At 65.9% G+C, this 21,332-nt stretch carries 19 protein-coding genes; 11 read left to right on the forward strand and 8 right to left on the reverse strand.

The window, feature by feature from the left end; genetic code table 11:
- The 4 genes from sucB to MWU77_RS08475 form a co-directional block, all read left to right on the forward strand.
- On the forward strand, positions 1 to 1,212 hold a 1,212-nt coding region (sucB, locus tag MWU77_RS08460), incomplete at its 5' end, for a 2-oxoglutarate dehydrogenase, E2 component, dihydrolipoamide succinyltransferase (protein ID WP_247273457.1).
- A gap of 109 nt (positions 1,213 to 1,321) precedes the next feature.
- Positions 1,322 to 2,101, forward strand: coding sequence for a lipoyl(octanoyl) transferase LipB (gene lipB, locus MWU77_RS08465; RefSeq protein ID WP_247273458.1), 780 nt, complete (start codon positions 1,322 to 1,324; stop codon positions 2,099 to 2,101).
- Between the two features lie 54 nt (positions 2,102 to 2,155).
- Positions 2,156 to 3,166, forward strand: coding sequence for a lipoyl synthase (gene lipA / locus MWU77_RS08470; protein WP_169686329.1), 1,011 nt, complete (start codon positions 2,156 to 2,158; stop codon positions 3,164 to 3,166).
- 60 nt (positions 3,167 to 3,226) lie between these two features.
- Entirely contained in the window at positions 3,227 to 3,967 is a 741-nt protein-coding gene (locus MWU77_RS08475; protein ID WP_169686327.1) for a DUF4191 domain-containing protein, read from the forward strand.
- An 89-nt stretch (positions 3,968 to 4,056) separates the two neighbouring features.
- Here MWU77_RS08475 and MWU77_RS08480 read toward each other — a convergent pair whose 3' ends face one another.
- On the reverse strand, positions 4,057 to 4,533 hold the full coding sequence (locus MWU77_RS08480) for an RDD family protein (RefSeq protein WP_169686325.1): 477 nt from the start codon (positions 4,531 to 4,533) through the stop codon (positions 4,057 to 4,059).
- Between the two features lie 213 nt (positions 4,534 to 4,746).
- On the opposite strand from MWU77_RS08480, the gene glnA reads away from it, so the two are divergent.
- From glnA to MWU77_RS08495, 3 genes are all read left to right on the forward strand, one after another.
- The gene (gene glnA / locus MWU77_RS08485) at positions 4,747 to 6,183 is read left to right on the forward strand and encodes a type I glutamate--ammonia ligase (protein WP_169686323.1); all 1,437 of its coding nucleotides are present in this window, start codon (positions 4,747 to 4,749) and stop codon (positions 6,181 to 6,183) included.
- A gap of 120 nt (positions 6,184 to 6,303) precedes the next feature.
- Positions 6,304 to 7,617 carry a ClC family H(+)/Cl(-) exchange transporter gene (locus tag MWU77_RS08490; protein ID WP_247273459.1) on the forward strand — a complete coding sequence of 438 codons (1,314 nt, stop codon included), beginning with the start codon at positions 6,304 to 6,306 and terminating at the stop codon, positions 7,615 to 7,617.
- Positions 7,618 to 7,884: 267 nt separating this feature from the next.
- Complete coding sequence (locus MWU77_RS08495) at positions 7,885 to 8,214, forward strand: PASTA domain-containing protein (RefSeq protein ID WP_169686319.1); 330 nt, start codon at positions 7,885 to 7,887, stop codon at positions 8,212 to 8,214.
- Between the two features lie 88 nt (positions 8,215 to 8,302).
- Here the strand turns inward: MWU77_RS08495 and MWU77_RS08500 are convergent, their stop codons facing one another.
- The 3 genes from MWU77_RS08500 to MWU77_RS08510 form a co-directional block, all read right to left on the reverse strand.
- Positions 8,303 to 9,412 carry an LLM class flavin-dependent oxidoreductase gene (locus MWU77_RS08500; protein ID WP_169686317.1) on the reverse strand — a complete coding sequence of 370 codons (1,110 nt, stop codon included), beginning with the start codon at positions 9,410 to 9,412 and terminating at the stop codon, positions 8,303 to 8,305.
- The gene (gene thiM / locus MWU77_RS08505; protein WP_247273460.1) at positions 9,412 to 10,266 is read right to left on the reverse strand and encodes a hydroxyethylthiazole kinase; all 855 of its coding nucleotides are present in this window, start codon (positions 10,264 to 10,266) and stop codon (positions 9,412 to 9,414) included. The genes MWU77_RS08500 and thiM overlap by 1 nt, the downstream gene beginning before the upstream one ends.
- A gap of 88 nt (positions 10,267 to 10,354) precedes the next feature.
- Entirely contained in the window at positions 10,355 to 11,284 is a 930-nt protein-coding gene (locus MWU77_RS08510; protein ID WP_247273461.1) for a sulfurtransferase, read from the reverse strand.
- A 97-nt stretch (positions 11,285 to 11,381) separates the two neighbouring features.
- Between MWU77_RS08510 and MWU77_RS08515 the strand changes: the two genes are divergently transcribed.
- On the forward strand, positions 11,382 to 12,071 hold the full coding sequence (locus MWU77_RS08515) for a GntR family transcriptional regulator (protein WP_247273462.1): 690 nt from the start codon (positions 11,382 to 11,384) through the stop codon (positions 12,069 to 12,071).
- A gap of 18 nt (positions 12,072 to 12,089) precedes the next feature.
- On the opposite strand, the gene MWU77_RS08520 is transcribed toward MWU77_RS08515, so the two are convergent.
- From MWU77_RS08520 to MWU77_RS08530, 3 genes are all read right to left on the reverse strand, one after another.
- Entirely contained in the window at positions 12,090 to 15,119 is a 3,030-nt protein-coding gene (locus MWU77_RS08520; protein ID WP_169686310.1) for a bifunctional [glutamine synthetase] adenylyltransferase/[glutamine synthetase]-adenylyl-L-tyrosine phosphorylase, read from the reverse strand.
- A 5-nt stretch (positions 15,120 to 15,124) separates the two neighbouring features.
- A complete protein-coding gene (locus tag MWU77_RS08525) occupies positions 15,125 to 16,462 on the reverse strand; it encodes a glutamine synthetase family protein (RefSeq protein ID WP_169686308.1) in 1,338 nt (445 codons plus the stop codon).
- Positions 16,463 to 16,546: 84 nt separating this feature from the next.
- Positions 16,547 to 18,097, reverse strand: a complete 1,551-nt coding sequence (locus MWU77_RS08530) for an alpha/beta hydrolase (protein ID WP_247273463.1) — start codon at positions 18,095 to 18,097, stop codon at positions 16,547 to 16,549.
- Positions 18,098 to 18,270: 173 nt separating this feature from the next.
- Here MWU77_RS08530 and panB point away from each other — a divergent pair, with 173 nt between their 5' ends.
- The 3 genes from panB to pip all read left to right on the forward strand — a co-directional run bounded on the left by panB (position 18,271) and on the right by pip (position 20,725).
- Complete coding sequence (gene panB / locus MWU77_RS08535) at positions 18,271 to 19,122, forward strand: 3-methyl-2-oxobutanoate hydroxymethyltransferase (protein ID WP_247273464.1); 852 nt, start codon at positions 18,271 to 18,273, stop codon at positions 19,120 to 19,122.
- A gap of 217 nt (positions 19,123 to 19,339) precedes the next feature.
- Positions 19,340 to 19,759, forward strand: coding sequence for a hypothetical protein (locus tag MWU77_RS08540; protein ID WP_247273465.1), 420 nt, complete (start codon positions 19,340 to 19,342; stop codon positions 19,757 to 19,759).
- Between the two features lie 3 nt (positions 19,760 to 19,762).
- Positions 19,763 to 20,725 carry a prolyl aminopeptidase gene (pip, locus tag MWU77_RS08545; RefSeq protein WP_169686300.1) on the forward strand — a complete coding sequence of 321 codons (963 nt, stop codon included), beginning with the start codon at positions 19,763 to 19,765 and terminating at the stop codon, positions 20,723 to 20,725.
- Between the two features lie 7 nt (positions 20,726 to 20,732).
- On the opposite strand, the gene MWU77_RS08550 is transcribed toward pip, so the two are convergent.
- Complete coding sequence (locus MWU77_RS08550; protein ID WP_374229851.1) at positions 20,733 to 21,290, reverse strand: CHAP domain-containing protein; 558 nt, start codon at positions 21,288 to 21,290, stop codon at positions 20,733 to 20,735.
- Positions 21,291 to 21,332 lie beyond the last annotated feature (42 nt).

A 21,332-nucleotide genomic window follows, 5' to 3' on the forward strand; every position in this document is an offset into this window, starting at 1 on the left:
GAGATCCCGTCCCCCGTCGCCGGAATCCTCACCGAGATCTCCGCGCAGGAAGACGACACCGTCGAGGTCGGCGGCCAACTCGCTGTCATCGGCTCCGAGGCCCCCGCGCAGCAGACCGCAGCAGCACCGGCCGCACCGGCCCCCGCTGCCGAGAAGCCCGCAGAGGCCGCTCCCGCCGCGGCCGCAGCACCGGCACCGGCTGCGACGCCTGCACCGAAGGCTGCTCCTGCCGCCGCGACACCGAAGGCCGAGCAGACCGCTGCGCCGTCGGGTGACGCCACGCCGTACGTCACCCCTCTCGTGCGCAAGCTCGCCTCACAGCACAATGTCGACCTGGCGAAGGTGAAGGGCACCGGCGTCGGCGGGCGTATCCGTAAGCAGGATGTGCTCGCAGCCGCCGAGACCGAGAAGGCACCCGCTCCTGCGGCAAAGCCCGCGGCAGCAGCGTCGTCCGGAGTTGCTCCGGGTGTGCGTCCCGAGCTCGCGAAGCTGCGTGGTACCACGCAGAAGGCCAATCGCATCCGCCAGATCACTGCCACGAAGACCCGCGAGTCACTGCAGTCCACCGCGCAGCTCACGCAGACCTTCGAGGTCGACGTCACCCGGATCGCGCAGCTGCGCACCCAGGCGAAGAAGGCGTTCGCTGAGCGCGAGGGTGTCAATCTGACGTACCTGCCGTTCTTCGCCAAGGCCGTTGTCGAGGCGTTGCGGCTGCACCCGAATGTCAACGCGTCGTACGACGAGGCGAACAAGCAGATCACCTACCACGCGGCCGAGCACCTCGGTATCGCAGTGGACACCGAGCATGGCCTGCTCTCCCCGGTGATCCACAACGCCGGCGACATGTCGATGGGTGCTCTCGCCCGCGCGATCGCGGATATCGCCGATCGTTCGCGCAACGGTGGGCTCAAGCCCGACGAACTCTCCGGTGGCACGTTCACGATCACGAACATCGGTAGCCAGGGCGCCTTGTTCGACACGCCCATCCTGGTTCCGCCGCAGGCGGCCATGCTCGGTACGGGTGCGATCGTCAAGCGTCCGGTTGTCGTCGAGGACGAGACCGGCAACGAGTCGATCGGTGTGCGGTCGATGTGCTACCTGCCGCTCACGTACGACCACCGGCTGGTCGACGGCGCCGATGCGGGACGTTTCCTCAAGACGATCAAGCACCGTCTCGAGGAGGGCGCATTCGAGGCCGATCTCGGACTGTGAACCGGTAGTGCAGCGATAGCTGCAGGACCGGCGTGACCGGGCGCGGGGGTGTCGTCTTTCGGCGGCACCCCCGCGTCTTTCGCTGTGTCGAGGCGTAGTGTCGGCACCTATGAGCAAGGCCACATCTTCGGCACGACTCGACTCCACCCCGGTCGTTGTTGCTCGGCTGGGATCGGTCGGCTATCTCGAAGCATGGGAGCGTCAGCGCGAGCTCGCAGCCGACCGTGCAGACGGCCTCGGTTCGGACACATTGCTGCTCCTCGAGCACCCGCCCGTGTACACCGCGGGGAGGCGGACCGAGGATTCCGACCGGCCCTCCGACGGCACTCCGGTCATCGACGTCGACCGTGGCGGGAAGATCACCTGGCACGGACCCGGTCAGTTGGTGGGTTACCCGATCGTCCGGCTCGCCGAGCCGATCGACGTTGTCGGCTACGTCCGGCGGATCGAGCAGGCACTGATCACGGTGTGCACCGACCTGGGGCTGGCGTGTGGACGCGTCGAGGGGCGTTCCGGTGTGTGGTTGCCCGCCGAACTGCGCGACGGGCGGTGGCTCGCCGAACGAAAGGTCGCGGCTATCGGCATTCGTGTGCAACGCGGTGTCACGATGCACGGGTTCGCCCTCAATTGCGACTCGGCGCTCGACGCCTTCGACTCGATCGTCCCGTGCGGCATCCGCGACGCAGGAGTCACCTCTCTCACCGGCGAACTGGGCCGCGATGTGACCGTCCGCGAGGTCGTTCCGGCAGTGACCGACGCTGTCGTCGCTGCGCTCGACGGCCGACTTCCGGTCACCGAGTGCACTATCCAGCGGGTCACTTTCGAGCAGGCCGTATCGACTACGGCACCGAACCGGACGACACCGGAGTTCACTACTCACCGGTTCTGACATGCCCACACCCGGAAGAAGTTTCACCAGGTGCTCGGGCGTACCATCGATGGCGTGACTGTCGCCCCAGAAGGACGCAAGCTGCTGCGGATCGAGACCCGGAACGCGCAGACGCCCATCGAACGTAAGCCCAATTGGATCAAGACCCGAGCCAAGATGGGTCCGGAGTACACCGAGCTGAAAGGCCTCGTGCGGCGTGAAGGCCTGCACACGGTCTGCGAGGAGGCCGGGTGTCCCAACATCTACGAATGCTGGGAAGACCGCGAAGCCACCTTCCTCATCGGTGGTGAGCAGTGCACCCGTCGCTGCGACTTCTGCCAGATCGATACGGGCAAGCCTGCCGCCCTCGACCGTGACGAGCCGCGTCGCGTCGCCGAATCGGTGCAGTCGATGGGATTGCGCTACTCGACGATCACCGGCGTCGCGCGCGACGATCTCCCGGACGGCGGCGCGTGGCTGTACGCGGAGACCGTCCGGAAGATTCACGAGCTCAACCCCGGAACCGGCGTCGAGAATCTGATTCCGGACTTCAACGGCAAGCCCGAACTGCTGCAGGAAGTCTTCGAGTCGCGGCCCGAGGTTCTCGCACACAATGTCGAGACCGTCCCGCGCATCTTCAAGCGGATCCGTCCCGCATTCCGCTACCAACGGTCCCTCGACGTGATCACTGCGGCGCGCGAGTTCGGACTCGTCACCAAGTCCAACCTGATTCTCGGTATGGGTGAGACGCCGGACGAGGTCACCGAAGCCCTGCACGACCTGCACAGCGCAGGCTGCGACATCATCACGATCACGCAGTACCTGCGCCCGTCGCCGCGGCATCATCCTGTCGAGCGCTGGGTCAAGCCCGAGGAGTTCGTTGCTCACTCGGAGACCGCCGAGAGGATCGGCTTCGCCGGCGTGATGGCGGGGCCGCTCGTGCGGTCGTCGTATCGCGCGGGCCGGCTGTATGCCCAGGCGATGGCCCACCACGGCCGCGAACTTCCTGCCGGTCAGGCGCATCTGGCTCAGGAGGGCTCGGCAAGCCAGGAAGCCAGCTCGGTTCTAGCCCGCTTCGGCAGCTAGAAACCGGGACTGTACCCGCGGTGGCAAGCGGTCCATCGCGGGGAAAGTATCCTGGTAGGCATGGCGAAGGGCAGCAAGACCGACAAGGAAGCGAAGGCAGCGGCGAAAGCCGCTCGCAAGCAGGCATCGAAGGAGCGTCGCACACAGCTGTGGCAGGCCTTCCAGATCCAGCGCAAGGAAGACAAGGCGCTTCTGCCGTGGATGATCGGCGCTCTCGTTGCATCGATCGTCGTATTCTTCGTGATCGGGCTGATCTTCGGCATCGAGTGGTTCCTGCTGCCGATCGGCATCCTCGTCGGTGTGCTCGCAGCGTTCATCATCTTCGGCCGTCGCGTTCAGAAGTCCGTTTACAAGAAGGCCGACGGGCAAGCCGGCGCAGCAGCGTGGGCACTCGACAATCTCCAGGGTGCATGGCGTGTCTCACAGGCCGTGGCAGGTACCACCCAGCTCGACGCACTGCATCGAGTGATCGGCCGTCCGGGGGTCATCCTCGTCGGTGAAGGCAACCCGGGCCGGATCAAGCCCCTGATGGCGCAGGAGAAGAAGCGTGTTGCGCGCCTCATCGGCGACACTCCGATCTACGAGTTCACCGTCGGCAACGAAGAAGGCCAGGTTCCGCTTGCACAGCTGCAGAAGCAGTTGAACAAGCTTCCGCGCAACATCGATACCAAACGGATGGATGCAATCGAAGGCCGTTTGTCGGCGCTGAGCACCAAGAAGAGTGGTCCGGCGATGCCGAAGGGTCCGCTGCCTGCGGGCGCGAAGATGCGGAGCGTCCAGCGCACTATGCGCCGCCGCTGAACCACAGTGTCCGAACGGCTGAGGGCCGTCGTCCCGATCGGGACGACGGCCCTCAGCCGTTGCAGGAACCCAGCCGTTGCAGGAAGAGGTCAGCGCGAACGCACGAGCGCGGTGCCGGTCGCGCGGTCCTGCAAGCCTCTGCCGTCGATGTCGTTGACCAGAGCGGGAGCAATGAAGACGAGCAGGACCTGTCGCGCAAGGGCCCGAATCAACCCGACGCGGACGGGCGCATCCACGCGCACCACCTGGAGCCCGGCGATGAACTGCCCCGGCGTGAACGAGAACAACGTCACTGTGACGATGCCGACGCCACACCAGATGAGAAGCGTGTACGCCGACAGCGATGGGCTCTCGAGCGGGTTGTCGCCCACCAGCACCATCGCGATCGCCATCGACGAGAACCAGTCGATGGCCAGCGCGAGGACGCGTCTCGCAGAGGAGACGAGCGAACCCGGACCGTGTTCAGGTAGTCCGAGCCACTCCCCGGGATACTTCTGTTCCCCAGCCTGTCCCGGAGGAAGGGCCGCCGAGGGGCCCGATAGCCAACTACCCGTCATCCGCGCCATGGGTCCAGGATAGTCTGGTACGTGCGGACCAGGGCAGACCCATGCACCCGTCGGTGACCTCTACCACGTTCCAGGGTCCTCACACCAGGGCAACCTGATGTGTAACACCGGCGAAACATAGGTTTGACGACCGGGCAACACCGGGTCAATACGGTCTGATCCGACGCAGGCGCCCAGCACCAAATGGCGCGCACCGACTGAAGGAGCACAAGCGTGGCGTTCACCACGGCCGAAGAGGTCATCAAGTTCATCGCGGACGAAAACGTCGAGTATGTCGATGTCCGCTTCACTGACCTGCCCGGCATCGAACAGCACTTCTCCATTCCGGCGAAGGCATTCAACCAGGATGTTTTCGAAGACGGATTGGCATTCGACGGATCGTCCGTCCGCGGATTTCAGTCGATCCACGAGTCCGACATGTTGCTCCTTCCCGACGTGACCACTGCGCGCCTGGACCCCTTCCGCGCAGCCAAGACGCTGAACATCAGCTTCTTCGTCCACGACCCGTTCACCCGCGAGTCCTACAGCCGCGACCCGCGTAACGTCGCCCGGAAGGCCGAGGAGTACCTGCTCAGCACCGGCATCGCCGACACCGCATTCTTCGGAGCCGAGGCGGAGTTCTACATCTTCGACTCGGTCCGCTACGACTCCGCGATGAACGGCTCGTTCTACGAGGTGGACTCCATCTCGGGTGGCTGGAACACCGGCGCCGAGTACAACGCCGACGGTTCCGCCAACCGCGGCTACAAGGTCCGCGCGAAGGGTGGTTACTTCCCCGTCGCTCCTTACGACCACTACGTCGATCTCCGTGACGCCATCTCCACCAACCTGACCAATGCGGGCTTCGAGCTCGAGCGCGGCCACCACGAGGTCGGCACCGGAGGCCAGGCGGAGATCAACTACAAGTTCAACACGCTGCTGTCGGCTGCCGACGACCTGCAACTGTTCAAGTACATCGTCAAGAACACCGCGTGGCAGCACGGCAAGACCGCGACCTTCATGCCGAAGCCGCTCTTCGGCGACAACGGCTCGGGCATGCACGTGCACCAGTCTCTGTGGAAGGACGGCAAGCCCCTGTTCCACGACGAGGCCGGCTATGCGGGCCTGTCGGATCTCGCGCGCTGGTACATCGGCGGCATCCTGCACCATGCACCGTCGCTGCTCGCGTTCACGAACCCGACGATCAACTCCTACCACCGCCTCGTGCCGGGCTACGAAGCCCCCATCAACCTCGTGTACAGCCAACGCAACCGTTCGGCGGCAGTGCGTATCCCGATCACGGGCAACAACCCGAAGGCCAAGCGTCTCGAGTTCCGGGCCCCCGACTCCTCGGGTAACCCGTACCTGAACTTCGCAGCGCAGATGATGGCCGGCCTGGACGGCATCAAGAACAAGATCGAGCCGCTCGCGCCGGTCGACAAGGATCTCTACGAGCTTCCGCCGGAGGAGGCCAAGAACATCCCGCAGGCTCCGACGTCGCTCCCCGCGGTCATCGACCGTCTCGAGGCGGACCACGAGTACCTCACCGAGGGCGGCGTATTCACCACCGACCTGATCGAGACCTGGATCTCGCTCAAGCGCGAGCAGGAGATCGCTCCGGTCAACCTGCGTCCGCACCCCTACGAGTTCCAGCTGTACTTCGACTGCTGAGTCTCGTCACTGCTCCGAAACCGGTCCGCGCGCCCTCGATTGGGTGAGCGGACCGGTTTCGTTTCGTGGCCTGCCGATTCCGGCTCCACCAACTCGATCGAGCGAGTTGAATGGCACTCGATGGAGAACCCGGAGGCGCGTTCCGCGGCGTGCCGCGAACTGCTCGTGATCTGCGCAGTGGCGACGATCGCCGGCGCGGTGATCGGGTTCGTCGGAGGAGCCTTCCGGTGGTGCCTGCGAGTCGCGGACCGATGGCGGGGCGACGTCCTCGACTGGTCCGCCTCGCTGCCCGGGCCCGATTGGCTGGTTCCCATGGCCGTCACCGCTCTGTGTGCAGCGACCGCCGCGCTCATCGTCAGGCGTGTCCCTCTCGCCTCTGGAAGCGGCATCCAGCACGTGGAGGCAGTGGAACGCGGCGAGGCTACGCCGCCACCGCTTCGGGTGGTGCCCGCCAGATTCGTCGGAGGTGTGCTCTCGATCGGTTCCGGACTCGTTCTCGGCCGAGAAGGCCCGATCGTGCACATGGGTGCGGCGGTCGGTTCCGAGACGGCGCGACGGGCGCGCATGGATGACGATCACATCCGCGCGATGCACAACGCGGTGGCGGGCGCCGGACTGGCAGTCGCTTTCAACGCCCCGGTCGGGGGTGCCTTGTTCGTCTTCGAAGAGGTGACCCGAGTGTTCCGGTTCCGGACGGTCGTCCCCGTCCTGCTGTCGGTCGGCGCCGGAGTCGCGTGCTCGCGTCTGATACTCGGGGATCGACCGGATTTCGATGTCGAGACGCTCGGCACACCGTCGATCACCCTGCTGCCGGTGTTCTTGGTCTTCGGTCTTCTGACCGGGATACTCGGAGCGGCTTACAACCGCGTGGTGGTCGGATCACTCGATCTCGTCGATGCGGTGCAGGCTCTGCCGCCCGCATGGAAGGCCGCACTGATCGGCGCCGGGATAGGGTTGCTCGCCTCACTCGCACCGCTCGCTGCAGGCGGCGGCGATGCGATCTCACAGCACGTGCTGGCCGGCGGCGCCCTCACACTTCCGCTCGTTTGCTGGTACGTCGTGATGCGTTTCTTCGCCGGTCCGCTGTCGTATGCGGCAGGAACCCCGGGCGGACTGTTCGCACCACTGCTCGCACTCGGCGCGCTGTGGGGCTTCCTGTACGCGCGCATCGTGGAAGCGGTTGTCCCCATGATCGATTCATCGATCGCGATTCCGATGGCGATCGTGGGGATGTCGGCACTGTTCAGCGCCTCCGTGCGGGCACCGCTCACCGGAATCGCTCTCGTCGTCGAGATGACCGCTACCACGAGTGTCACCGTCCCCATGCTTATCGCGTCGGCGGCAGCGGTGATCGTTGCGCATCTCGCCGGTGTCGCCCCGATCTACGACAGCTTGCGCGAGCGGATGCTCTCAACCCCTACAACGCCCGGGTAAGAACGCTGCGCGAGAGTCGCACCCGGGCCCGGACTTGCACACGCGCGTACAGTTGGTGATGTACGACACAGTTGGCCGACGTTGCGACACAACTGTCGACGATGCGCTGATCACCCGCCTGCCGCGGACGATGAGTCGGGGCACGAACGTGCCGGGAGGAATGCCGCGCATCCGGTCGACGGGCGCTGAGCCGCCCGCCGTCCGCCGATCACCGGGCATGCCCGGGCAGAGCACTCCATACCGACCTGTCTCCGAAAGGAGGCCGTCATGCGTACGACCATCTCGGCCGCGGCGTGTGCAGCCGCCGGCGCCCTGCTTCTGAGTCCCCTCGCGGCGGGAATTGCAACGGCACAGTCAGCCCCGAACACTGTCGGAATGTCCCAGGACCAAGCGGCTGCCGCGTTGGACGAGGCAGGCGTGCCGTGGCACATCGTCAGCCGGTCCGGCAGCACACTCCAGGAATGCACAGTGACCGAGCAACGCGACCTGGGCTATGACACCGAGACCGAGAGCGAATGGGATTCCGATAAACAAGAGTGGAAGGACGTGACGGTCGACGTCTGGCGCGGTGTCGGACTGATCATCGTGTGCAACTGAGACGAGAACGACCCGAAGTATGCGCTGGAATCCGAGCGCGTCCGGGGGCCGCTGACGAACAACCGACAAGGCTTCGCCCGCAGGGCTCTCAGAGTTCGCGAAACCTCGGAATCAACTGCTCGGCAACCTGCTTCGCCTCGTCGATGAGCGGCCAGCCCGCAAGGATGAGACTGGTCAGTCCGGTCTTGTCACGTAGAGCACCGACGTGTCCGGTGATCTCGTCCGGCGTGCCCACGTAGTAGACCGCCGATGACCCTGTCGCAAAGATGTCGAGTGGGGACCACGCGGTGATACCTGCGTACAGGCCGTCGCCGAGATACAGGTCCTCGGGTTCGGGCAGCTTACCTGCGTTGAGAGTGTCCACCCAGCCCTGACGCTGCGCGTCGCGGGCGGTGAACGTCCTCAGATCCTGTTGTCCGTGTGTACGTCGACGAACCGCGTTGTTCAGCACGTCACTGATCCGGTCGATCCCGGCATCCACGAACAACGATCGGAACCTGTCGAGCGCTTCGGCCCGCGTCGGCCGCACGATGACGCCTGACAGCGCCCCGAAGTCTGTGTATTCACGTCCTTCCGCAGCCGCGGAGTCGCGAGCCGCTGTGAACTTCGCATCGACGAACGCCGTCTCACGCAACATGATCAGGTAGGCGTCGAGAACCTTACCGGCGTTCTCGAGCCCGGCCTGCGAATCACCGGTCCCCCACAGCGGTACCGTATGCCCACCGGCGGGCGGGTCGATGCGCAACGGCGTGTTGGGAAAGTTGGATTCTGTCCCTTCCGCGTAGAAACGGCGGAAGTCGGCCCAGTACTGCTCGCCGAGTTCGTAGCGCCGATCGTGCTCCACGAGCATGTCGTACTTCGTCAGAATGTTCTCGCGACCGTTCACGGAGTTGATCATCAAACGGCCACCGCTGAATGCGTCGAAGGTGAGCGCCTTCTCGGCGAGCAACCGAGCGGGTGTCATGTTGGCGTACACGGCGACGAGAAATTTCATTCGGCTGGTGTGCGCGGCCGCCCAGGTTGCCGAGATGAACGGGTCGTTCGGCCACGTCGCGACGAGCGCCCCGTCGAAGCCGCCGTCGTCGATGGTCCTGGCGAGCTCGATCTGGCGCTGCCCGTCGACGGGAAACAATCCGCCGGGACTCCACGGATAATCGCCGTCGGCCTGGGTGAGGTACCAGAATGTCTTGATGCCCATCAGTTCTCGTCCTTCTTCGGCAGTTCGAATGGCTCGATACGGGCGCATCGGCGCAATGTGTCGGCGTCGACGGTGTAGAGCGCGTCGAGGTAGGCCACCGCGAACGAACCAGGACCACTCGAATTCTGCTCGGCGATCTCGGCTGCGACGGCAACGTGCGCGTGCGCCGCGGCCAGACCGATCAGCGAAGTAGGAGCGATCGCGAGGTAGGCGGCGACGAGTCCACCGAGCGAGCATCCGGTGGACGTCACGCGCGGCAGCATGGCACTTCCGCCTGCGACACGCAGTCCGGTGGCAGCACCGTCACTGCCGCGACCCACCAGGTAGTCGACAGGTCCCGACGCGGACACCGCGTCGGAGTAGTCGAGCAGGGCGAGCGCGGCCGGGATCGCTGTCGCAGTTTCGTCTGCGCTGTCGACACCACGAGTGTCGCCGCCGAGGCCTGCGAGCGCGATGATCTCGGAGGCGTTGCCACGGATCGCGGTGGGTCGGTAGGTGAGCAGATCCGCGGCGAGTCCGGTACGCCATGGCAACCCTCCGACACCGACCGGGTCGAGCACCCACGGGGTCCCCGCGTCGTGCGCCGCCTCGGCAGCGGCGGTGAACGCAACGGCGGTTCCGTCATCGGGTGTGCCGAGGTTGACCAGTACTCCGCCCGCGATCCGCGCGAAGCCACCTGCCTCGTGGACGTTGTCGATGTGCGCGTTGCTGGCACCCGCCGCGAGCAGAACATTGGTCAGGAAGTTCGCGGACACGATGTTGGTCAACGACTGCACCAGCGGGGTTCGTGCACGTAACGCATCGAGGGCATCAGCGAGGTCGTCGAGTGTCGGCGCGTTCGTCGTGGAGCTCATGAGGTTCCTGTCACAGAGGTGTCGGGGAGGGCCGGATGTTCGAGTGGGCACGCACGCTGGGCGGGACATCGCGAGTCGAGATATCGCATCAGGTGTTTCCTTCCTCATCCGAGATCATCGGCAGCGCCGGATCGGCAGTCCACTCGGCGAGAGAGCCGTCGTACACCGCGACGTCGTCGCGACCTGCCTGCACCAGAGCGAGCGCCACCAGGCACGCAGACACACCACCGCCGCAGTAGACGATCAGGGGGCTATCCGACTCGGCCGACACAGTCTCCGACAGGACTGCCAGTTCCGCGCGAGGGCGCAGCACTCCCCCGCCGAGGAGGCTCTTGGCAGGAAGGTTCCGACTGCCGGGAATCCGTCCGCGTCGCGCATAACGGGTCGTTGCGGTGCCCGCGAAGTGCTCGGGATCGAGTGCGCAGAGCAACGTTCCCGCCGCCCGGCCCGCACTGACTTCGAGAACGTCGTCTCGGTCCCGCCACAGGCCGTGGTCGGTGATGTTCACCGGGTTCACCGCCGCAGGCGGCGCCGACAGATCCGAGGAGAGCGGAAGTCCGAGATCGGTCCAGCGTGCGAGCCCGCCGTCGAGGACTCGCGCGGGAACACCGATGTTGCGCAGCATCCACCACACCCGTGACGCCCAGGTCATCTCACCGGCGTCGTACACCACGATGTCGGTGCCGGCACCGACACCGATGCGGGCGAGTGCGGCAGCCAGATGCTCGGGTTCCGGTCGCGTGAAGTGCAGCGGAGCCCCCGATGCACTGAACTCGCCGAGTAGATCGATGTGCACGGAGTTCGGGATGTGCGCATCCGCCCAGGTGGCGTACCCGGATTCGGGGCGGTAGTCGCCGTCGAACCGCGGTTTCGGAAACGACACGGTGGCATCGAGCACCACGACAGCCGCGAGGTCGCGCGCAAGGTCCTCGGCGGCGACCACTGCATTGTCGCCCCAGGAATCATTGTCGCCCCGGGAATCGCGGCCCCGTATCACCCCCGGCTTCTCCTCGATCATGTCAGCGACGCTAAACGACGAATAACGTATACGCAAGTATTCGCTCGTTGACGATGGCATAATCTCCGAAGACACCGAACCCGAGGACAGGAGTGCGATGCCCGACCGGGACACCACAACCGACCTGATCGGCTCATTGCTCGGCGAGCTTCCCACCGGACGCGACGATCAGACGTCGAAGCAGTACCTACGGCTGCGCGCCGACATCCTCGCGGGCAAATTTCCGAGCGGCGCCGCACTGCACGAAACCCAGCTCAGTGAGACCTACGGCGCCTCGCGCACCCCGATTCGGGAAGCCCTGAACTGGCTCGCCCACGACGGGTTGCTCGAGCGCGCCACCCGCGGGTTCCGGGTTCGGTCGGGTACCCCCGAGGACGTCATAGAGATCTACGCCGCCCGCGTAGCCCTCGAATCCGAAGCTGCGGGAGCAGCAGCAACCCGGCACACCGAGCTCGACCTCGCGCGGCTCGAACAGCTCCACGCATTCTGTTGCTCAGCCTCCGACGACACCGACGTCCGAGCCGGTAACTTCCGATTCCACGAAGCTCTGTGGCAGGCCGCGCACAATGCCACCATCACTGCGCTTCTCATCCGGCTGACCACTCAACTGCGGATCTACGATTCGGGCCCACCCTCGACCTACGGCGAACCCGACGTACTCAACCACGAGCACGACCTCATCCTGACCGCGCTGCGAGCGCGCGACGAGGCGGCCGCCCGCGAGCACATGCGCGCACACCTCGAACGCAGCCGAGAGCTTCGCATCAGGATGTTCGCCGGCGGGTGAAGACGAAGAACGAAAGAGTCAGTGCCCGTTCGTTTCCCCGCCGAACACCCGCTCGACGACGCCACGCGCACGACGCGTGACCCGTAGGTAGTTGTCGAGGAACTCTGACGCGTCATCGCTGTGTTCGCCCGCAGCGCTCGCCACGGCCGCAAGCTGGCGCCCCGGGCCAGGAAGCTGATCGCTCGGCTTTCCCCGCACCAGGACGAGAGCATTGCGGGCGCGGGTCGCGGTGATCCACGCGTCCCGGAGCAGATCGACGTCAGCTGCGCTGATGAGTTCGGCCGCACCGATCGCATCGAGCGTCTCGAGTGTCGACGTGTTGCGCAACGAACCGATCTCGTGCGCATGCTGGAGCTGCAACAACTGCACGGTCCATTCGACGTCGGACAGTCCGCCGCGACCCAGTTTCGTATGGGTCGCAGGGTCGGCGCCGCGCGGAAGCCGCTCGGAATCCATCCGAGCCTTGATCCGGCGGATCTCCCGCACCGCCTCCTGAGTGACCCCGCCTTCGGGGTAGCGGACGCGGTCGATCATGTGGAGGAATCGCAGCCCGAGATCGGGATCGCCCGCGACCGTGTGGGCACGCAGCAACGCTTGAACCTCCCACGCTTCTGCCCACTGCGCGTAATAGGCCTCGTACGACTTGAGCGTGCGCACCAGCGCGCCGCTACGCCCCTCCGGACGCAGGTCCAGATCGACTTCGAGTGGCGGGTCGGTGCTCGGCGCCCCCAGAAGTTTGCGAACCTGCTCGGCGATGGAGACCGCCCATTTCACTGCGACGGTCTCGTCGGCATCGGGCAGCGGTTCACAGACGAACAGCACGTCGGCATCGGATCCATAGCCGAGTTCCGCACCGCCGAGCCGGCCCATACCGATCACCGCGATGCGTGCCGGCGCCGGTCCCTTCGTGCGCACGGATCCTCGGATCACCGCGGCCAGTGCCGCCTCCAGGACTGCCGACCAGACGGACGAGAGCGCTTCGCACACCTCGGGAACCGAGAGCATCCCGAGGAGATCGGCGCTCGCGATCCGCGCGAGCTCCGCCCGACGCAAGGAACGTGCCGCCGCGATCGCCCGCGCCGGATCGTCGTATCGCGACGACGACGTCACGATCGCTCGCTTCACCTCGGCGGGTTTGGCCTCGAGAAGGCGCGGCCCCGTGGAGGCGTCGGCGTAGAGGCGGATGACGTCCGGTGACTTGATGAGCAGCTCGGGTACATACGCCGACGTACCCAGCACCTTCATCAGACGTTCCGCGACCGACGGCTCGTCTCTCAGCACCCGCAGGAACCACACTGTGTCGTACAACGCGTCGGACAGGCGCCGGTAGGCGAGCAGACCGCCATCCGGATCGACTGTCTCACCGAGAGATTCGAGCAGTTGAGGAAGCAGGAGGGCTTGGATCCTCGCCTTGCGTGAAGCCCCGCCGGACAGCGCGGTGAGGTGTTCGAGGGCGTGCTCCGGTGCCGTGTAGCCCAGGGCCGCGAGCTGCCGCACAGCCGCATCCGGCGACAACCGCACCGCGTCCTTGTCGAGCCGGGTCACCGACTCGAGCAGCGGGCGATAGAACAATCGTGCATGGAGCCTGCGGATCCGTGCGGAGTTGCGTTTGATCTCGGATTGGAGGACGCCGAGCGAATCGTTCCGTCCGTCCGGCCGCATGTGCGCCGCCCGCGCGAGCCAGCGCAGGTTCTCACGGTCATCGGGAGGGGGCAGCGTGTGAGTGCGCTTGAGTCGCTGCAGCTGAAGGCGGTGCTCGAGCAATCGGAGGAACTCGTAGGACGCGCGCAGATTCGCGGCGTCATCACGCCCGACGTATCCGCCGTCGGCGAGGGCGGACAATGCCTCCACGGTGTTGGGCACGCGCAACGATTCGTCGGTGCGTCCGTGGACCATCTGCAGCAGTTGGACGGCGAATTCGACGTCGCGCAGGCTGCCCTTCCCGAGTTTGAGTTCGCGCTCCCGCAGATCCGCGGGGACGAGCGCCTCGACCCGCCTGCGCATGGCCTGCACCTCCGGCACGAAGTCGTCGCGCTCCGATGCCGTCCATACCAATGGGCTCAAGGCTTCGACGTAACGGCGGCCCAGGTCGAGGTCGCCGGTCATCGGCCGTGCTTTGAGGAGCGCCTGGAACTCCCATGTCTTGGCCCACCTGTTGTAGTAGGCCACATGGGATTCGAGGGTGCGCACCAATTCGCCGCGTTTACCCTCCGGCCGCAGCGCAGCATCGACTTCGAAGAACGCCGACGTTCCGATACGCATCATCTCGCCTGCGATACGGCTGGCTCGCGCGTCGGCAGGCTCGGCGACGAAGATCACGTCGACGTCGCTGACGTAATTGAGTTCGCGCGCACCGCATTTGCCCATCGCGATGACCGCGATGTCATTGGGGCACGGTCCGTCCGGGACGACAGTGGCGAACGCCACCGCGAGTGCGGCCGTCAATGCGGCGTCGGCGAGGTCGGCGAGCCTCTCCCCCACCTCGAGATACGGCACGACAGGTTCGTTCTCGACCGTCGCAGCGAGATCCGCTGCGGCGATGAGCATCAGCTGATCGCGATACGTCGTCCGCAGTGCAGCAACCGCGTCCGGGCCTGTGATTCCCGCTCGGTGGACGAGCCGGTTGGCGCGCCCCCCGGTCTCGGGGACCGACTCGACACAGTCGAGCATGCGGACCGTGAAGGTGTGCCGGTCCGGCAGCTCGAGCGGACCGGCAAGCATCCGCCACCGATCAGGATGCGCGACCACGTGGTCGCCGAAGGCCGCCGAGGACCCGAAAAGGGCGAGCAGTCGACCCCGCAGGCTCTTGTCCGTGCGCAACGTCGCGTCGAGTTCGGCCCATCCCTGAGGTCCGAGCACGTCGGCGAGACGGCTCATCGTCCGCAACGCGAGGTCGGCGTTGGGCGCCCGGGACAACGCCCACATCAATTCGATGCTCTCGACGTCCGTCCATCCCAGTTGCGCCAGCTCGTCGGCAGCGGTGGGTTCGACGAGACCGAGTCGACCGGGACCGGGTACGGCAGAGCGCGCAGGGGGCGGCTTCACCATGGCGCCTACAACCCCAGGTACTGCTCGAGTTCGAACGGGGTCACCTGACTCCGGTAGTTCTCCCATTCCCGCCACTTGTTGCGCAGGAAGTAGTCGAACACGTGCTCACCGAGGGTCTCGGCCACCAGCTCCGAATTCTCCATCTCGCGCAACGCGATGTCGAGATCGGTCGGCAGTTCCTTGTATCCCATGGCGCGGCGTTCGGCACCGGTCAAGGCCCACACGTCGTCCTCGGCCTCGGGAGCGAGCGTGTAGCCCTTCTCGATACCACGCAGACCTGCCGCGACGAGCACGGCGAACGCAAGGTACGGATTGCAGGCCGAGTCGGGAGTGCGGATCTCGACTCGGCGCGATGACGCCTTGTTCGGGGTGTACATCGGAACACGGACGAGCGCCGACCGGTTGGATGGCCCCCAGCATGCCGCGGTGGGCGCTTCACCGCCGTGCACGATGCGCTTGTAGGAGTTGACCCACTGATTGGTCACCGCGCTGATCTCGGGAGCATGCTCGAGAATACCCGCGATGAACGCCTTGCCCGTCGCCGAGAGCTGCAACGGGTCGTCGGGATCGTGGAACGCATTGGTCTCGCCCTCGAACAGCGACATGTGGGTGTGCATGGCCGATCCCGCGTGCTGTTGGAAAGGCTTGGGCATGAACGTTGCTCGCACGCCTTCCGCCATGGCGATCTCCTTGACCACATAGCGGAAAGTCATCACGTTGTCGGCCATCGACAGCGCGTCGGCGTACCGCAGGTCGATCTCCTGTTGCCCGGGCGCGGTCTCGTGATGACTGAACTCGACGGAGATTCCCATCGACTCGAGGGCGTCGATGGCATGGCGGCGGAAATGCGGCGCGGAACGGTGCACCGACTGGTCGAAGTAGCCGCCGTCGTCGGCCGGAACGGGCGGGGCGCCCGGTTCGCCGTTCTCGACGAGGAAGAACTCGATCTCGGGATGCACGTAGCAGCTGAAACCCAGATCTCCGGCCTTGTTGAGCTGACGACGCAGCACGTGGCGCGGGTCGGCCCAGCTCGGCGTGCCACCCGGCATGGTGATGTCGCAGAACATGCGAGCCGAGTACTGGTGTCCCCGGTCGTCGGTCCAGGGCAGCACCTGGAAGGTCGTGGCATCGGGGCGCGCGACCATGTCCGCCTCGGAAATGCGGGAGAAACCCTCGATGGCCGAACCGTCGAAGCCGATGCCCTCTTCGAAGGCACCCTCGAGTTCGGCCGGGGCGATCGCCACGGATTTGAGGGTCCCGACGACGTCGGTGAACCACAGGCGCACGAACCGAATGTCGCGCTCTTCGAGGGTGCGGAGCACGAACTCCTTCTGGCGATCCATATCGGCGAGCGTAGGCATGATCCGTTAATTCCGTGTTACATCCGCCGTTCCCATCTGTGGCGTGTCGATCACACCGGCGTCGAGTCAACAATGAGGATCGGTCTCGGGCACCTCGAGATCGATGAAGTACCTGGTCACAGCGTCGTCGACACAGGGATTTCCGTCCAGCACAACAGTGTGCTGGTTTCCGTCGAAGGTCACCAGCGCACCCCCGAGCTGACGCGCCAGGTCCGCCCCCGCCTGGTACGGCGTGGCGGGATCACCGGTCGTCGACACCACGAGGACCGGCGGGAGCCCCGGCACAACCGGGGTGTGCGGTTCCCCAGTGGCGGGGACAGGCCAGAACGCGCACACGTCGAGGGGCGCCTCACCGGTTCCGCGGCCATCGTCGAGGAACGGTGCCGCCAGCCGGAATCGCGTATCGAGTTCACCGGCGACCGCGCGTTCGGTGATCGGCTGGTCATCGACGCATCGGACGGCGTTGAACGCGTCGTTGATGTTGCTGTAGGTGCCGTCCTCCTCCCGCCCCTCGTACAGGTCGGCAAGGCGAAGCAGGGTGTCCCCGTTGCCGTCGGCGAGGGAGGCCAGGCCACCGCGCAGCGACCCCCACAGCGCGGACGAATACAGGCCCTGCTGCACTCCGGTGATCGCGTCGCGGTAGCTCAGGCCGCGCGGATCGGTGGTCTGGGCGGGCGTCTCGATCAAGGGGGTGACGAGCCCGCGGAACCGGGTCGATGCCTGCGCGGGATCGTTGCCCAGCGGACAGTCGCTGCGGGTCGCGCAGTCGGCCGCGAACTCGTCGAACGCCTTCTGGAACCCCTCGGCCTGCAGCACTATCTCCTCGACCGGGTCCTGTTCGGGGTCGATGGCGCCGTCCAGGACCATCGCGCGCACCCGGTCCGGGAAGGTTTCCGCATAGACGGTGCCGAGCCTGGTTCCGTACGAATATCCGAGGAAGTTCAGGGCGTCGTCGCCGAGCACCCCTCGAAGGACATCCATGTCACGCACCACGTCGGCGGTGCCGACATGGGCGAGCAGATCCTCTCCGGTGCGTTCGGCACACAGCTGCGCGTACTCGCGGTTGCGCTTCTCGGATGCCTCGATTCCTTCCGGACTTCGATCTCCATCGTCGATGGCGCGATCGGCGTCGGTCTCCGCGGCGGTGAAGCACCGGACCTGCGGATCGGACGAACCGATGCCGCGCGGATCGAATCCCACGATGTCGAACCGTCCGGCCAGTTCGGTCCCTGCCGCGGCGAGCACGGTGGACAGCCCCGAGGCGCCGGGCCCGCCGGGATTGACCAGAAGCGATCCGATCCGGTCGCCGTCCGCCTCGATCCGCGACACCGCCAGGGTCACCGTCTGTCCGTCCGGGGCGTCGTAGTCGAGCGGGACCGAGACCCGGCCGCATTGCGCACCGCTGCGAGCCAGAAGCGGACCGTCGATGCCGTAGCCACCGCAGTCGCCCCAGTCGACGCCCTGTCGATAGAACTGCGTCAGTTCCTCGGGCACCGCGACGGTCGACGGCTCGCGCTCGTCTGTCGCGGTGTCGGCACATCCTGCCAGCACCAGAGCGCTCACAGCGAGAAGGGCAGCGAACAGACGACGGGAGCGCACACGCGCGGAAACCGGCACCTGTGGATCGTGCCATGCCCGCTATCCGGCCTCGTGGGGTGATCACGTGGGTCCTCATGTGACCAACCCCACCGCCGCCGAGGGTTAGCTGTGGCCGAGCCCGGTGGCACACTGAGACTGTCATCACCCGCCCGGGGACCCTCAGAAGGGCCTCGAGGAAGAAAGAGACAACGATGTCGGAAAATATGACGTCCGTGTACGGAGGCGGCTCCGCCCCGGCAGACACTCCGAAGCGTAAGACGCGGGTCCACCATCTGCAGGCGATGAAGGCCGAAGGTGTCCGCTGGGCAGAGCTGACCGCGTACGACTACTCCACTGCCCGCATCTTCGAAGAAGCCGGGATCCCGGTGCTCCTGGTCGGCGATTCTGCGGCCAACGTCGTCTACGGCTACGACACCACGGTGCCGGTCACCGTCGACGAGTTGCTTCCGCTGGTCCGCGGCGTCGTTCGCGGGGCTCCGCACGCACTCGTGATCGCCGACCTCCCGTTCGGTACCTATGAGGCATCTCCCGAGCAGGCTCTCGCCACCGCCATCCGGTTCATGAAGGAGGGGGGCGCACACGCCGTCAAACTCGAAGGCGGCGAACGCATTGCACCCCAGATCGCTGCGCTCACCGCGGCAGGCATTCCCGTGCAGGCCCACATCGGCTTCACCCCGCAATCCGTCAACACCCTCGGCGGATTCCGAGTACAGGGACGCGGCGACGGCGCCGAGCAACTCATCGCCGATGCCATCGCCGTCCAGGAAGCAGGCGCGTTCTCCGTCGTGATGGAGATGGTTCCCGCAGAACTCGCCGGCCAGGTCACTCGTAAGCTGACCATTCCCACCGTCGGCATCGGCGCCGGAAACGAATGCGATGCGCAGGTCCTCGTCTGGCAGGACATGGCCGGGTACACGAGCGGCAAGACCGCGAAGTTCGTGAAGCAGTTCGGGGCTGTCGGCGACGAATTGCGCAATGCCGCAGCACAATACGCCTCCGAGGTAGCCGGCGGGAGCTTCCCCGGCCCCGAGCACTCCTTCTGAGGTTCCTCCATCACCCGCGGCAGCGCAGGCTTCGACGATGCCGCGGTCGAATGCAGGTGACGAACACGTCGTGACAGACCCTCGGGTCGGGTGGACCCCCACCCGACCCGAGGCGTCCGCCCGCATCTCAGGTCCGAGAAAGGGCACTCGTCGGCGTTTCACGATTCGATGGCACACTCGACGGCGACCACGACCACCGAACCGCGAGGTGCCCCCTATGACCCGATTCCGACGCGTCCCCGTCGCTGCTACCGCAGCTGCAGCCATGATCGGCCTGCTCGGCGCGTGCGCCTCCGGAACCACCTCGGATCCGACGCCGTCGAACACCGCGGCGCCCTCCGTAGCGGAATCCACACAGGCACCGGGGGGCGTCACCGAAGCCCAGGCCGCCGACCTGTGCACCCGCATCGAGGGCCAGTTGCAGAGTTGGCGCACCTACACGCCTTCGGTCGGGAAGGGCGGCCTGAACATCCTCGTCGGTGAATGGGGCGCAGCGAACGGAATCGATCTGATTGCGCTTGCAGGCGATCGCGCACGCGTCGACACCATCACCACCGAGCAGTGCTCATCCGTGCGCGACGAGACGTTGACGGCCCTGCAGATTCCCGATCTTGCATCGGCCCTGGTCGGGTTCTAGGTAATGGCAAACCTACGCGAGCTCTACCCTCCGATCGCGCCGTACGACCACGGCTTTCTCGCCGTCGGCGACGACCAGGAGGTGTACTGGGAGGTCAGCGGAAATCCGGACGGTAAACCCGTCGTGTTCCTGCACGGCGGTCCGGGCGGCGGCACATCACCGCAGCAACGTCGATTCTTCGACCCTTCCGCCTACCGGATCGTGATGTTCGACCAGCGGGGCTGCGGCCGGTCGCGGCCGCACGTCGCCGATGGGGCCGACCTGTCCGTCAACACGACCGACCATCTGCTCGCCGACATCGAACGTCTACGCACATTCCTGTCCATCGAACGATGGATGGTCTTCGGTGGATCGTGGGGATCGACGCTCGCCCTGGCTTACGCACAGCGTCATCGCGACCGCGTGACCGAATTGGTGTTGCGCGGGATCTTCCTGCTGCGCCGCAGCGAGATCGACTGGTATTACAACGGTGGTGCCGGGGCGCTGTTCCCCGACCTGTGGGAAGCCTTCCTCGCACCCCTGGCAAGCAGCGAACCGGGGGCACACCCGGTCGACACCTATCACCGGCTGCTGCACTCCCCCGACCCGGACGTCGCGTTGCGCGCAGCGGTCGCGTGGTCGACATGGGAGGGCGGAACCAGTTCACTGCTACCGCAGCCCGACCACGTCGCAAACACCGCGGAACCCCGCTTCGCGCTCGCCTTCGCACGGATCGAGAACCACTACTTCTATCATCGCGGATTCCTCACCGAAGGACAGCTGCTGCGGGACGCGCATCTCCTGCACGGCATTCCGGGCGTGATCGTGCAGGGACGTTACGACGTGGTGTGCCCCGCGACGAGTGCATGGGACCTCCATCGCTCCTGGCCCGACTCGACGCTGCACATTGTCGACGACGCCGGACACTCCGCGTACGAACCCGGCATCACCCATCATCTTGTGGAAGCGACCGATCTGTTCCGATGAAACCCCGTCATTTCGGGAGCCGGCCGAATCCGACCACTGCCAAGTCGTCCGACCACTCGAGGGTGTGGACACGGATTCGGCCGAACTCGTTTCCGCCCACGGTGATCGCCTCGTCACCATCGACCGCGACGACGATGTTGGTGTGCTGCCCGAAGCCGGCGGTGTTCTCATACAGGACGACGTCGCCCACCTCGGGCCGATAGCCCGACTCCACTGGTTCGAAGCGATCCTGCTGTTCGTAGTACTCCTGCAGCGTGTACACACCGGGGATCCGCCAGTGTCCCGAGTGCGGATTCGACAGCGGCATACCGGCTTCCCGCATGATCCAGCTGACGAAGTCTGCACACCACTCCTCTTCGACACCTTCCGAGAAGAAGGTGCCGGGCCGCTGTGTCCGGTGCTCGACTTCGAGCAGATCCACGACCGCCACCTGTTCCGTCGACAACGAGGCGGTGTCGGTTGCGGGGAACGACGCGGTATCCCAGGGCAGATACCTGCTCGGTGCCCACCACCACACAACTGCCACGAACAACAGCACGACCGAGGCGACCACGGCAGCGATCATTCTCGTCGCTCGCCTGCCCCTACCCGCACTCCGGGTCTCGGT

Source organism: Rhodococcus sp. F64268 (assembly GCF_023015605.1).
GTDB lineage: Bacteria > Actinomycetota > Actinomycetes > Mycobacteriales > Mycobacteriaceae > Rhodococcus.